Source organism: Flintibacter sp. HCN-6482, assembly GCF_037892565.1.
GTDB lineage: Bacteria > Bacillota > Clostridia > Oscillospirales > Oscillospiraceae > Lawsonibacter > Lawsonibacter aceti.
In genome coordinates this window covers 332,033-345,361 of the sequence record NZ_JBBKBK010000002.1, presented here as the reverse complement: position 1 = coordinate 345,361, position 13,329 = coordinate 332,033, and the positions used below count along the sequence as shown (strand labels likewise).

Annotated in this window: 16 protein-coding genes; 10 read left to right on the top strand and 6 right to left on the bottom strand. The window is 51.5% G+C overall.

Annotated features, from left to right (window positions below):
- Window positions 1-47 precede the first annotated feature (47 nt).
- Window positions 48-257 carry a helix-turn-helix domain-containing protein gene (locus tag WKS99_RS06690; RefSeq protein WP_340405610.1) on the bottom strand — a complete coding sequence of 70 codons (210 nt, stop codon included), beginning with the start codon at window positions 255-257 and terminating at the stop codon, window positions 48-50.
- Window positions 258-562: 305 nt separating this feature from the next.
- On the opposite strand from WKS99_RS06690, the gene WKS99_RS06685 reads away from it, so the two are divergent.
- Together WKS99_RS06685 and WKS99_RS06680 are read left to right on the top strand one after the other, a co-directional pair.
- Window positions 563-1,237 carry an alpha/beta hydrolase gene (locus tag WKS99_RS06685; RefSeq protein ID WP_340405609.1) on the top strand — a complete coding sequence of 225 codons (675 nt, stop codon included), beginning with the start codon at window positions 563-565 and terminating at the stop codon, window positions 1,235-1,237.
- 233 nt (window positions 1,238-1,470) lie between these two features.
- A complete protein-coding gene (locus WKS99_RS06680) occupies window positions 1,471-1,719 on the top strand; it encodes a hypothetical protein (RefSeq protein ID WP_340405608.1) in 249 nt (82 codons plus the stop codon).
- 853 nt (window positions 1,720-2,572) lie between these two features.
- Here the strand turns inward: WKS99_RS06680 and WKS99_RS06675 are convergent.
- From WKS99_RS06675 to WKS99_RS06655, 5 genes are all read right to left on the bottom strand, one after another.
- On the bottom strand, window positions 2,573-3,109 hold the full coding sequence (locus tag WKS99_RS06675; RefSeq protein ID WP_262670037.1) for a hypothetical protein: 537 nt from the start codon (window positions 3,107-3,109) through the stop codon (window positions 2,573-2,575).
- Window positions 3,093-3,383: a hypothetical protein gene (locus WKS99_RS06670; RefSeq protein ID WP_340405607.1), complete on the bottom strand. Its 291-nt coding sequence runs from the start codon at window positions 3,381-3,383 to the stop codon at window positions 3,093-3,095. The genes WKS99_RS06675 and WKS99_RS06670 overlap by 17 nt, the downstream gene beginning before the upstream one ends.
- Window positions 3,384-3,840: 457 nt before the next feature.
- Window positions 3,841-4,770, bottom strand: coding sequence for an Ig-like domain-containing protein (locus tag WKS99_RS06665; RefSeq protein ID WP_340405606.1), 930 nt, complete (start codon window positions 4,768-4,770; stop codon window positions 3,841-3,843).
- Window positions 4,771-4,797: 27 nt separating this feature from the next.
- Window positions 4,798-5,952: a hypothetical protein gene (locus tag WKS99_RS06660; RefSeq protein ID WP_340405605.1), complete on the bottom strand. Its 1,155-nt coding sequence runs from the start codon at window positions 5,950-5,952 to the stop codon at window positions 4,798-4,800.
- A gap of 208 nt (window positions 5,953-6,160) precedes the next feature.
- Complete coding sequence (locus tag WKS99_RS06655; protein WP_340405604.1) at window positions 6,161-7,033, bottom strand: tyrosine-type recombinase/integrase; 873 nt, start codon at window positions 7,031-7,033, stop codon at window positions 6,161-6,163.
- 448 nt (window positions 7,034-7,481) lie between these two features.
- On the opposite strand from WKS99_RS06655, the gene WKS99_RS06650 reads away from it, so the two are divergent.
- Genes WKS99_RS06650 through WKS99_RS06615 form a run of 8 tightly spaced genes read left to right on the top strand, consistent with a single transcriptional unit; the run spans window position 7,482 to window position 13,315 of the window.
- Window positions 7,482-8,597, top strand: a complete 1,116-nt coding sequence (locus WKS99_RS06650; protein WP_340405603.1) for a hypothetical protein — start codon at window positions 7,482-7,484, stop codon at window positions 8,595-8,597.
- Window positions 8,598-8,612: 15 nt separating this feature from the next.
- Entirely contained in the window at window positions 8,613-10,085 is a 1,473-nt protein-coding gene (locus tag WKS99_RS06645) for a DUF6138 family protein (protein WP_340405602.1), read from the top strand.
- Window positions 10,082-11,464 carry a DUF6138 family protein gene (locus tag WKS99_RS06640; protein ID WP_340405601.1) on the top strand — a complete coding sequence of 461 codons (1,383 nt, stop codon included), beginning with the start codon at window positions 10,082-10,084 and terminating at the stop codon, window positions 11,462-11,464. Before WKS99_RS06645 ends, WKS99_RS06640 begins: the two co-directional genes overlap by 4 nt.
- A gap of 13 nt (window positions 11,465-11,477) precedes the next feature.
- A complete protein-coding gene (locus WKS99_RS06635; RefSeq protein WP_340405600.1) occupies window positions 11,478-11,756 on the top strand; it encodes a hypothetical protein in 279 nt (92 codons plus the stop codon).
- Window positions 11,757-11,777: 21 nt separating this feature from the next.
- On the top strand, window positions 11,778-12,287 hold the full coding sequence (locus tag WKS99_RS06630) for a hypothetical protein (RefSeq protein ID WP_340405599.1): 510 nt from the start codon (window positions 11,778-11,780) through the stop codon (window positions 12,285-12,287).
- Entirely contained in the window at window positions 12,284-12,517 is a 234-nt protein-coding gene (locus WKS99_RS06625) for an immunity 17 family protein (protein ID WP_002576934.1), read from the top strand. The genes WKS99_RS06630 and WKS99_RS06625 overlap by 4 nt, the downstream gene beginning before the upstream one ends.
- A 16-nt stretch (window positions 12,518-12,533) precedes the next feature.
- Window positions 12,534-13,073: a hypothetical protein gene (locus tag WKS99_RS06620; RefSeq protein WP_445297952.1), complete on the top strand. Its 540-nt coding sequence runs from the start codon at window positions 12,534-12,536 to the stop codon at window positions 13,071-13,073.
- Between the two features lie 41 nt (window positions 13,074-13,114).
- A complete protein-coding gene (locus WKS99_RS06615) occupies window positions 13,115-13,315 on the top strand; it encodes a hypothetical protein (protein WP_340405598.1) in 201 nt (66 codons plus the stop codon).
- The last annotated feature ends 14 nt before the right edge of the window (window positions 13,316-13,329 follow it).

The following is a 13,329-nucleotide window of genomic DNA, read 5'->3' as shown; positions in this document are numbered from 1 at the left end:
ACCTGCCCGTATAATATTCTCTCATAATAAAAGTCCATTTTTCAGGACTATTCTTTGTCGGGCACGATTTCCAAAATATCACCGATCTGACAATTCAAGGCTATACATATTTTTAGAAGAATCTCTGTGGTTACATGGCCGTTCCTGCCCATTTTAGTAACAGAGGCTGGGCTAATTCCTGCTTTTGCACACAAATCTTTCTTCTTCATGTCCTTATCAATAAGTAGCTTCCAAAGCTTTTTATAGCTGACTGCCATAGAAGATTCCTCCATACTGATAAACAAAAAAGCTCTGCCAAGCGGCAGAGCTTTTTTCCGTTGCAGCCATACCGCCAAGGTCTATTTCCAACACCTGACAGCGTTGTGTATAATAATAGCATATTCAACAGAGATACGCAAGAAAATCATGCATTCGCACGATTCTTAGTTTCCTTACGAGAGGATTCCATGCGACTTCAATGGATCACATCTGTTGTATTCGCGGTTCCTTTGCTGTACAATGAGGAAAACGAGTTCAATTCCAGCAGATAGCAATTGTTGGAATGGAAAGCAGATGAACCAATATGCGAAACTTTGCAATAGACGGCAAGAGTATATCTGTTTTCTCAGCCGTTCAAACAGAGGCCCCAATTATCTACCTAAACACCTTCGCCAATGAAGGACAAAGAGTGTTCGAGGTTGCGCAGGTGGTTGGCTGCCCACCCTTTTCCCTGGTGGCCATCAGTAGTCTGGACTGGAACCGGGATATGGCCCCTTGGGACAGTCCGGCGGTGTTCAAGAACGGGGAGCCCTTCACCGGCGGGGCGGATGACTACCTGCGGCTGCTGGTGGAGGAGATCATGCTGGAGGTGGAGAAGGGGCTGGCCGGGCCTCCGGCATGGCGGGGGATTGCTGGATACTCTTTGGCTGGCCTGTTCGCCCTGTACGCCGTCTACCAGACGGATGGGTTTTCACGGGTGGGGTGTATGTCCGGCTCCTTGTGGTTTCCTGGTTTTAAGGAATACGTCTTTTCCCACGAACCGAAGCGCCGGCCGGAGTGCATTTACTTCTCTCTGGGTGACAAGGAGGCCAAGACCCGCAATCCAGTCCTGAAAACAGTTCAGGAAAATACAGAGGGAATCCGGGCTTTTTACCAAAGTAAAGGTATTGACACAGAGTTCCAGCTGAATTTCGGAAACCACTTTGTCCGGGGGATCGAACGGACCATTGCGGTCATTCAGTGGTTGTTGAGCAGATAGGGAATGGTCTTTGCCCTTATTCTTTGAATAGGCGTGTGAGAAACTGATATGCCTATCGCACAGAAAATACTTGTTTAGCACCCTCGGCAGAGGTACAATAGATCAAACAGCAGAAAGGATTAAAATAAATGGGTTATCACCGTTTTTCTTCTTGGCAGATAGGCTGCCTGTAAGAGAGCATGTTTCCTTGACGACTCTTGCAGGCGGCCCGAACTGTCAAGGAGTGAGCACAATTGAACAGAAACCGCAGTTACTATCGCAAACAGCGCATGCGCGCGATCCATCGCAAGGAAACGATTCTCCGCCAGCTTGGAGGAGAAGAGAATGTCCTTGCGTGGGAACACGGCGCCGCTGGACGGCTGTCCAAGGGGAAGATCCACTGTTCCTGCTGGATGTGCCGCAGGAAGTCGTATGACGACCCCCAGATTCGGGATAAGCGGGCGGCCATGGATGCCGCCCAGCAGCTGCTGGAAATCGAGTAACTTCTCTCACGAAAAAACGCTTCCCGGACGGGACCGGCAGACACTGCCGCCCCTGGTCAGGAAGCGTTTTTGACCCCATATTTGACCACAGTCAGGACCGGAACACATGGAAACAGCGGATTTAAGAGCGTCAAAAAATATTCGATACCGAGCGGAAAGTGCTGGAAAGCACTACAAATCACCACAAAAAATTTGGTTCAAGCGTTTGGGAGCAAGATGCCGGGAGTTCGAGTCTCCCCACTCGGACCAATTCCCCTTGGAGCAGACGCTCCAAGGAGAGTTTTTCTTTATTTTGCGGAGCAAATTTGGAAATTCACTTTTCTCCTATTGCCCGTTGGTAAATTTCGTCCAGCTTAATTTGCATTTCTGTATATATTGCATTTTTCTCATCTATTTCCTGAATGATATACTTTATATTTACTTTTGTAGTCATCATTATAAGCACGATAAACTTAACAAACGAAACAGAGGTGAGAACTGTAAATAATGTCATTATTTCAGCATAATGAGGGATTTCATACGGGACAAACACGCACAATACTGTTGCTACAAATGATTCAGTTAAACCTACTCCAATTAAAAAGAACAGTTGCCCTTCTACCTTATTTTTTAGTAATTCATCGTTTATTTTTGATGCAGATGTCGCATAAATCGACCATATTGTAAATATATTCCTATAATAACCGATGCAACACCTTCTATTCCAGAACACCAAGATTCAGAAAAATAATCCGCCAAGATTTGAGTTACTTCAGTAATGCGCCAAGATAGGTTTATCCACAGAATCCCTGACATAATAATTAACGCTTCCAATTTGCAATTTTTCCATACGAAAGAGATTATGAGATTGAGCTTAGACAACAGGCCTTTCCTCCCAAATCTTATTAATTTCATAGTCCTCCCCAATTTCTATTGAATTCGAAAAGTAATCTTGCACCTGCTGATAATACTTTGTTCGCTCGTTTCTGAGTATCTCGTCCATATTATTTAGAATATATCCAGTTCCTAACTGTGTTACCTTGATTGGAAAAACCCCTTTTAAAATAGTAGTGCTGTCTTTCAATTTTGCTATATCGATTTTCTCATCAGGCCCATTGCGATAATTAACAGTTATCTCGTTGCTACAATTTGCATCCAAGTTGATAGATTCCAAAAGTTCAATAAGTACTCCTATGTTGAGAGTTGCTTTTTTCTTTTTGCCTAAGCCAAGTGTTAGCGTAAAAGTGTTTGATTCCCTCGTCGTTTTAGAAAGCTCCATCAGCGCTTTAAGATGTTCATGGACACCTTTTTCTTCGTGAACTTGACCGGAAAGAAAATCATTTAATGGCCGACCTATATTTAAAGCAATTGTTACACTTCGCACTTCCTGTGCATTACAAATCTTCCTCAAGTGCTATATTACGCATTATAGGGCGGAGGCGAACTTTATATTCTACATCCGGTGGAAGATAAGAATTAAAATAATCCTCAATATCGTTGTCATTAGGCCCCGCAAGATTAGATGATAGTAGTGCGACGCGGTACCGCTTGTGATATGCAATCGAATTGACATCGAACATATCCTGCGGAATGTCAATCAATTTTTCAGTCGTTGGATCGCTTCCGAAAGGTTTGTTTTTCTCTTTGAGTTTTCCAATGGGAACAACCAGATAATCCTTGTCCATGTGATTCCACTTGTACGCATGAACGCGCATAATTTTCCCATTAATTCGGCGAATGACATTTTCAGGGGAATCTTCCACAACTTCTTGAATTTTTTAAAAAGGGAACGATGGCACGAGATGTTACTTGTCCTCCGCCGCTGCTCTCAAATGCGATTGTGTAAGCCTTCATAAAATTCCCCATTGCTGACTCCTCCATTGTGTCAATTTATAATATTTAATATATCATGTCTGTTTCCCCATGACCAGCCATGCGAGACTCCCTTTTCATACTTAAGGCGGTTCCAATCGTTTTTTGTTTCATGTTCCGCAAGTTCTGATTCGTGGGTTGCGGCAAAATGGAGCTGAGTGCTCTGAATATGAGGCGTCAATCCGGACATCTGAAAACGCAAACATCCCCGCCTTTTATCGTTTCCATGCGGTACTTGTAAAAGGAACGGGAGTGTTTTTGACCACAGTTTTAGGTCCGACAGAGCCGTGTATAATAGCAGCTGAAAGAAATCAAAACCAGTAAGGTCACAATCTGGGCACGGGTGCAGCTCATGTCCGGGCTGAACGTGGTGGTGGAGGTGCCGCTGGTAATGCCCTGCTCCACAGCCCACTTCACCTCGTCGGCGTAGTAGGCGCTGGCGGGCACGTCCGCAAAGGCGGGGGCTTCCGGTTCAGTCTCGATCAGCTTGAAGCTGACCTCCACCTCTACACGGGTGCCGGGCATCTTGAAGGTGTACTTGCCGTTCCCCTTGTCGGTCAGGTCAAGCTCCCTGCCCTTGCTGTCGGTCACGGTCAGCTCGTCCAGCTCATAGCCCTTGTCGGGATCGACGGTGATGGTGACGGTGTTGCCCTGCTCGGCGTAGCGGTGGCTGGTCTTGACCTCGCCGCCCTTCACGTTCTTGGGCAGGGTGACGCTGTAAGTGGGGTCGTCGTCATCGGAAGAACCGCCGCCGGAGGTATAGGTGGTTACAGTGACCGTACAGGCGGCGCTTACATTTCCGGCGGTTACAGTAATCGTTGCAGAGCCGTTGGATACAGCGGTGACCAGACCGCTCTCATTCACAGTGGCGACGGCTTCGTTATCGGAGGACCATGTGACGGAATCGGTGGTATTGTCCGGTGTTACGTTTGCGATCAGTTGGACGGTGTTCGGCGTGGTATTGCTGTACGGGGTCACGCTGGTCTGATTCAGAGAAATGCTTTCGGCAGGGAGGTCGTTTTGCGTTACATCGCCGTCCTGGTCCACACTGCCGCCGTTGGGCAGCTCGGTGGTGCCGTTGGAATCGGTGACGGAGCTGCCAGTGCCCAGCATGATGTTGCCATCGTTGTCCATATAGCTACCGCCAGTTTCGCCCCCGTCGTTCTTGCCCACGGTGATGGTGGTATCGCCCTTCTGCACCTTGGAGCCACCGGCCAGAGAGATAGCCTAATCATTGTTCTCTGTTGAAGAAACCTGGCTCTCAGCTCCTTCTGCAAAAATCAGTTTTCCTCCGTTTTCTACTGATATGGCAGGTTCACCAACAGCGGTAATCGTATTCTCTCCCTCTTTACCACTCATTACACCAACAGTTCCACCAGGGAGAGTAAGTGTAGCTCCACTCTCTACTTCAAAAACAGGAGACGTTCCAGAACTTTCAAACTCGCCACCTTTTATAGCGACCGATGCACCGTCTTTAACACGAACTGCCGGAGCTTCACTCGAACTGTGCTTTAGTACAGTAGCCAGTTCCGAAGAGTTGACTCTTTGATATGTCGGCATACCTGTTTCCGTATTACCAGCTGAACTTGGCCCCGCCTCAAAGATAAATTCTCCGCTCTGTACCTCAACAAGAGGTTCACTAGACGTGTCATCTTCACTCCGCTCGATTTGGAAGCATCCCGAATGAACGGTTCCATCCTCTACTATAATGGCAGGCTGTCCTTCGGGTGCAATGAGAACGTCTGGAACCGCATTTATTTCTTTAGGTGTGCCGTAACGATTTTCCAGAATCAGAGTTCCTACCTCTGATACTACAATAGGTTCTGACAAGTGAATCTCAATTGCCTGAGTGTCGGTATATCCCATTTCTACACTGGGACTCTGATTCCGGAACATCAGAGTTCCGTTCTCAATTTTGATTTCACCGTTAAAGTTCAGCGTTGTTACGCCTTCCCAAAAGTAGTTGCCAATTCTGGTGTCACGTTTTACAATAAATTTATCTGTAAAGATAAGTGCATCCTCTCGTGCTTTGGTAATCTGAAGCCACATAGGGCTTTCCTCTGTAAACGCCAATGTCTGTTTTTCCGGCTCTGCATACCACATAGACATTCCATCTTTTAATGGGCCAGACTGAACCAAGTGAGATGACGGATTAGCATACCAACCGTATAAAGTATCAAGAGAATCTGTCGCTGTAACTGGTATAACCGCACCCGGATTCAAATCTTTTTGAATAGTTGCCGTCTTACCAGAATAATAGGTCACTGGTGCCAGTGTAATCAAACGTGCTACATCGTCAGTCGAGGCCGCAGCAGCTTGCAAAGGCACAGCTCCTAATATTATGGTAGATGCAAGAAGTGTAGATAAAATGCGTTTCTTCATTCTGTTTTTCCCCTCTCTATCTATGTAAAAATCATTTATGCCTGCCCCCACAGGCCGGGAAAACGTGAGATTACTTGACTGTCCCGGCAACACCCCCCAGTTCTTTTGACAGGCTCCCGCCCGTCTTTTCTGTGGAAAGAACGTCCGCAACAACATTCTTTCCGTTCTGTCGTTTTGGGCAGAAAAAAAGACCACAACAGAACGGAAACTATGTGGTCAAGACAAGGCCCATGCGCTCCATCTGCCGGGCGTGGACGGCCCCGCTCTCCATGGTGTAGACGCGGGTGGTGTTTACGCTGGAGTGGCCCAGAATGTCCGCCAGCCGGGACAGGTCCTTTTCCAGCGTGTAATAGGTCCGGGCGAACAGGTGGCGCAGGTTGTGGGGGAACACCTTGCCCGGCTCCACTCCGGCGCTGTCGCACAGGCGCTTCATGTCCCGCCAGATGTTGCTCCGGTCCAGGGGATTTCCCGTCCGGGTGGTGAATACAGGATTTTTGACGTCCGCCGGTTGGGCGGTCTTTTTTTGTGCCTGGAGGTATGTTCGCAGCAGGCGGCGCAGCTTGTCCGGGAGAAAGACGGTGCGCCGCTTGCCCTTGTTGGCGATCTCCGCCCGGCCCGTCTGAACGGCCTCCACGGTGACGAATTTCAGCTCGCTCACCCGGATGCCGGTGGCGCAGATGGTTTGCAGGACCAGAGCGAGGCGCCGGTTCCCGTCCAGCTCCGCCGCCCGGACCAGCCGGACGTACTCGCTCCGGGTCAGCTCCCGGCCCTCGTCGCAGAACGGGGACTTTTGAATGTTCAGCAGCTTCACGGCGCACTCCCGCCAGCCCATGAAGCGCAGAAAGCCGTTGACGGCGGCGATCATGCTGTTGACTGTAGCCGGGGCGTGGGCGGCGGTCAGTTCCTCCTTCCAGCCGATCAGGGCGGCCTTGGTGACGGGCCGCCCCGCCAGATGGCGGCCCAGGGCCTCCAGGTCCCGGACGTACTTTTCAATGGTGCTGTCCGCCCGTTCCTCCTCCCGCAGATGAAGGACATAGCGGCGGAGCAGGTTGGCGGTGAATTTGTGGCATTTTGGTTCCATAGCGGTATCTCCTTTGGTGTCCAGATATCGCTATTGTACAGGATCAGGGGGACATGATACGAACCGGAAGGTAAAAGCTTTTTCCTGTTAAGATTAATGTAAATTTTGGTTGATTATTTCCTCGTAATTCGGTATGATGAAAATAAACGATTCCAGCATATCATTTCCTTTGAACGAATCCTCCAGCCGTACAAGCATTGACATGATCAGAGTGTACACTGTATGTATAGAATCTGGAGTAATACATCTGGAACCTTTGGAAAATGCGTATGAATCATCCAATAACGGCCTCGTTTCTATATAAAAAACTGATTTTCTCCCAAGAAGAAACCACATCCGCCGGTGGATGTGGTGTTTCCCTCGCGGCCTTTTCACGCCCCGCGTCAGCCTGTCCAAGTGACAGAGCGTCGCGGGGCGTTTTTCTATCATCTGAAAGGAGTCGAAAAATATGAGCCTGAAATATACCTGCCCCGGCTGTGGGACCCCTTTGGGCTATGACGGATTGTGCTGGAAATGCAAGTGTGAGCAGGAGCGAAAAACTGCATTGGCCTGGACACCGGAACAGATTGCCGAGAAGCAGAGAAACCTGATCCAGAACATCCATCGGCTTGCTGATATGGAGGACCCCGAATGTACCGACTTCTGGCAGCTTCTGGGCTATCGGGATGCCATCACCCCGGAAATCCAGCGGGCGGCGCTGGCCGCAGGGGTGTTCTGGCCCTGTGAGATCTATTATCACGCTCCCGCTGATGTGGGGGAGGGCCTGATCCACGCGCTGCTGTCCACAGAGGATTCCAGTGAAGCGTCCAACCTGATGTGCTGCCTTGCTTTCCAGGGTGATGGCCGGGCACTGGAAACGCTGTTGGAACTGGAGAATCATCCCCGCTCCTGGCGCAAGAAGCTCTATGTAGACCCGTCCATTTACGCCCAGTGCGGCGGCTGGACCTTTAATAAAAAGGGACAACGGACCCAACTCAACTTCGATACCTGCTTTTCCTTCGTCAAGGGAGCCCCCGGCGAAGTGTCCCCCGTCCGCATCGGGCGGGCACGGGAGGACACCTGTCCCCACTGCGGCGGGCGGATGGCGGACATGCTGGTGCTGGACGGCCAGGACGAGCGGCTGAAGTTTCTGGGGCTGGACGGCATTCTGACCGCCACCTGCTGTCCCAACTGCGTGGGCTTTCTGAAAGGCCCCGCTTTCAACCGCTATACTTTGGACGGCGGCGTAGAGGTCTTTCCCTCCGAGCTCTTTGACGGGGCGGAGAAGACGGATTGCTATGTCCGGCCGGAGGACTACAGGTCCCTTACCGAAAATCCCTTCGTGCTGGGCGGTGCGCCTGTGCCCCTGTTCTATGGCGCCGCCTGTGACGATGTGAACACCGTCGGCGGCTTTGCCAACTGGGTGCAGGACTGGGAATACACCGCCTGCCCCCACTGCGGAAAGCCCATGAAATATCTGGCCCAGATCCAGTGGGATACTTTGATGGACGGCACAGAGGGCACACTCTACATCGAGTTCTGCCCCGACTGCCAGATCGTATCCATGCAGCACCAGCAGACCTGATAGGAGGAAATCGCTATGAATTTGCCAAAGTTCAACAGTGCGGACGGGCGCTGTTACTGGATGAAGCCCGAGGTACAGGAGGAACTGCAGCCGCTCTTTGACCAGTGCATCCAGGATGCCATTGACGGGAGAATCACGCGGCTTGATTCCCTCTGGCCGCCGGTAGTGGTTAGCAGTCAAGGTGCGCCCTTTGAGGTGTGGCAACTGCTTAGGGCGTGGACCGAAATACAGCGGGCCGAGACCCTGGATGCGGAAAAGGCCATCGCCTTCAGCGAAAACCTGCGCCGCCAGAGCCGGTGGGGTGAAATTGACCACCATCTACTTGATATGCTGAAACGGGAGCTGCAAGAGAAGTATTTTGTTGCAACAGGCAATGAAGATGATCACTTCTGGGATCGGGAGTATTCCCTGAAACCAGGCATTCGTGCAGAGGAGGTCCCGGAGACGCTGCTGCGTTTTGCCTGCTATGTGGCGGTGAGCTATAAGGTATATGGTATGGACTTTCAGTATCTGGACACCAATTACCTCTTTGGATTGGTGGAGAAAGTCCGTCCGGATATGGTGAAAAAGCTCCGGGAACATGGGACCGGCAGGCTGCCGCGCTCTCTGCAAAAGCGGAAAACAGAGCACTTCACCGCATCGGCCAACGATGCCTTTGCCGTAATCCGTATTACTGCCAGGGACAGTACAGAGGAATGCTATGCCGAAGTGCTGAACTACCTGTGTGAGCTTCTGGAGCAGGAGGATTTTCCCCGCAGCTATGCGGTGGAGTTCAAAGGACCGGAAAAGAGTTATCTTCCCATCACAGGACTGCCCAAAAAGGGAGTAAACCAGTTCTTTGCCTGTGCCGTACAGTACCCCGGCCTCCATCCCCTGATGGAACGGTACGCCCGGCTTGCCATGCGGCAGTATGAGCAGTACACCAATCTCAGTGATGAGCAGTGCGCTCTCCCGGGAAGTTTTGCCGTGTTTGCCCTGGGAATGCTGGGGCAAGAGTGGCGGCAGCTTATCTGGGATTATCTCGACCTTTGTGATGATGAGCACTCCCACTTACAGGAAAAATTCCTCAGAGAGTATGTAAAACAGTTCGGATTTACCGCCGATACCGTCCCTGTATTTGTCCGTGGGGTGCTGTCCATGCAGAACATGAAGTATTCCAAGGACTATGCCGCATGGATGGCAAACTCAGAGAGCCTGGACGCTCTGCTGGAGGCAAAAATCCACCTGTCTGAGATCGTTCCAAGCGGTTTCTCCTCCGACGAGGACGACGATGACGAGGATGAAGAACCCACCGAGGAAACAGAAGCCAGCCCGGAGGAAGTGCTGCAATACGCATGGGAAACGGTCTGCTATGTGATCTGGGGCAAAGCCAGCGCCAAGGGTGGTCAGAAAGTGGTGGAATCAGCTTCAGAGGAACTGAAAGAACTATACCGACAGATTTTTATTCCGATAATGGAGAACCTGGAAGAAAGTGGTGGCCTGCTATGAGCTTGCCAAAGCGTGACGGCGTGCATGGCCGCTACTACCTGATCCATAAACCGGATACGAACCCCGAGGTGCTGGAACACGCCGATCAGTGCATCCAGGATGTGTTGGATGGAACTGCAAAAGAAAACCATTCCGGCTATCCGGTGGTCGTTCGGACCCAAAGCGGAACACCCTTTCTTCCCAGCCAGCTGCTGGAGCGGTATCTGTCCAAACTGCCTTTGCAGGGATTCCCCTATGAGGAAGCTGTTATCTTCTGCGATGCCCTGCGGCGGCTGGTTGGCTGGGAAGAGATCCGCTATACATTGGAGAAGTATATAGAACAGCAGGTGCAGGAGCGGTTCTTCCTTGTGGGAGAGCGGGACGATGGGTTTACAGTCTTTCCGCCCTGTACGGTGTGGCCGGAGTTGCGGCCGGAGGATGTGGACGAAGGGCTGCTGCGCTTTGCCTGCTATGTGGCGGTCTGCTGCACGATGTATGGGCAGAGCTTTGAATCTCTTAAAACCGAACACATCCTCGGTCTGGTTTCCCAGCTCCGTCCCAACATGGTAAAGGAACTGAAAACCAATGGCAGCGGCAAGCTGCCGAAGGACATCCAGCGGCGTAAGACGGAGCATTTCATCGCATCGGCCAATGATGCCTTCGCCACCATCCGCATTACCGCCAGGGACTCCACCGAGGAGTGCTATGCTGAAATCCTGGACTACCTATGTGCGGTGCTGGAGCAGGAGGAATTTCCCCGCAGTTACTCGGTGGAGTTCAGAGGAAAGGAGAAAATCTATCTGCCCATTCCCGGCCTGCCCAAGAAGGGAGTCAATCAGCTCTTTGCCTGCGCTGTGCAGCACCCCAATCTGCATCCGGCTATGGAGCGATACGCTCGTCTGGCTATGCGGGAGTTTGAGTGGTACAACAACCTCCCCGATGAAGCCTGCGCCATGCCCGGTACCTTCGCCGTGTTTGCTCTGGGGCTAGAGGGAGAACAGTGGGCACCGCTGGTGACGGAGTATCTGGATCTCTGTGACGATGAGCACTCCTCCCTGCAAGAGAAATTCCTTCATGCCTTGATCCGGAAGTTTGGTTTTCAACCATGGACGCTGGGGGTATTGGTGCGGGGCGCTTTATCTATGCAGTGGCTGGAGCCTGCCAGGGAATTCCGCAGCCTGATCGCCAATGCGGAAAGCCTGGATGCGCTGCTGGCAGTCAAGCGCCGCTTTTCCGCTTATCTCCTGCCGGAGGAAAACGAAGACCCGAAATTCCAGGCCATCGCTTGGCAGAGCCTGCTCTGGGCCATCTGGGGCCCGGCCTCCGAAAACGGCGGCAGCAAGGTCATCAAGTCGGCGCCGAAGGAACTGAAAGAGAAATACCAGCAAGTATTTTCGTAAGGAGGGTTCTATCATGTGCGAGCACTGCCGAAACATTCAAACATGGAGAAAATTTGACGCCCCAAAGGACTACCTGGCCTGCATTGCTTATATTCAGCAGTTGGTGGGACAAGGCCAATTTGAACTGATGACAGAGGAGTCCACCTATCCGCTGGAGAAGGTAAAGACTGAGGATGGATGGGCAGACGAAATTATGGCTCACATGATCCGGTGCAAGCACTGTGGCCAGATCTTCACCTGTGTAGTCAACACCTGGCGGGGCAGCGGACACTTCAAAAAAGGCAAAGGATGACACAGAAAAGGCGGTGAAACGATGAATCAGACAGAAGAAACAAAACTGCTGGAGTATATTGAGCAGTGGAATGATGCGGACGAGTTCTCCCGATGTATTGAGGCTATCGAAGCCATCCCGGAGCAGGAGCGAGGTTATTTGCTGACCGTTAAACTGAGCCGGGCTTACAGCAATCTGGCGGTCCTGGGAAATCATGGAGTGCATGGGACCGACGGTGAAGTGGACGGGGATCTCATCCGACACGCCATTGATTTGCTGGAATCCGTCCGCACCCAGGGAGAGGACGATCCCTACTGGAACGCCCGGATGGGCTATTCCTGCCTGATGGCATACCGCTCCGCAGCCACCGCCTATACATACGCAAAACGCTGGCTTGCCATGGCCCCGGAGGACCCGGACACCCAAAAGCTGGTCCGGGACTGCGAGAAATATTTAGAAGAAGAAAAAGCCTTGGAGATGGATTGGAAAGAGCGGGAGGAGATCATCCGAAAGGAAACTCCTGATGATGGAAAGAGGGTTATATGTAAATGAACAGCGAGCAGATCACAGCATTTTTGCAGGAGCATTGGTACATTGCCTCGGTGCTCATCGGGGCCGTGATTTTAATTGGGGCGATCCGCAACTGGAATTGGCTCTGCGACCCCACCGGCACACGGGATGCCCACCGCCACAGCAGAGGATACCGGCGGGTGGTGTTCTTCCTGCTGGGCGTCCTCCTGATCGTAGTGAGCATCTGGGGATTTGTGCTGAAATTGAAGTAGGAGGAGAAAGACTGTGATGACTGAAAAATATCCTACCTGGCTCATCGGACATGTGAAAGGATGGGCGGAGAATCGTCTGCCCACCGTGACGCTCTGTTCTACCACCGGCAGTGAACTGCTGGAGGTTTGGTATTACGGAGATCTGCTCACGGTGAAGGGAGAGCCTCAATCCTATATTGTAGATGGGGACGAGGCCCCCGGACTGGTGGCGGCCCGCGATCCGGAGAGCAGCGAGGAGTTTGTCATCTTCGACGGCGGGCGGCATGGCTACGACAATATGTTCTGCGATGAACACGATCCATCTGAATTGGAACACCGCCCCCTCAAGCGGTATGAGATCCCCGCCTCCAAGCTGGTGCTGGAGCTGGGGTACAGCGTGGACTACGAGGATGAAAAAGAGGACTTCGAACCTGATGAGGCGGATACCGTGGAACTGATCAACGGCGGGCGTATGCCCTGGGAGCAGGTCAAGCGGGACGGCATCGACTATATCGCCCTTTACTATGTGAACGAGGACGGGAAACAAGTCCAGATTCTGGACGCAGAGCTGGCGTGAGTACAGCTATTCTATCCTTTGATAATCCGAGGAGGCGCCCCATGAACCAAGAAGAACAAATCCGCCTCTACCGGCTGATGGAAAAGCTCAACTGGTTCTTCTATCAGGAGATGCACTATTTGAACCGGGATATTGCGGAACAGACCGCGCGGGAGTGTTACCCGGAGATTCGGGAGTTTACATATGATATTTTATGGAACGACCTGCCCAAAGAGGCGCAGGAACAACTTGAGGAGGATTAACTCCAATCACTTTA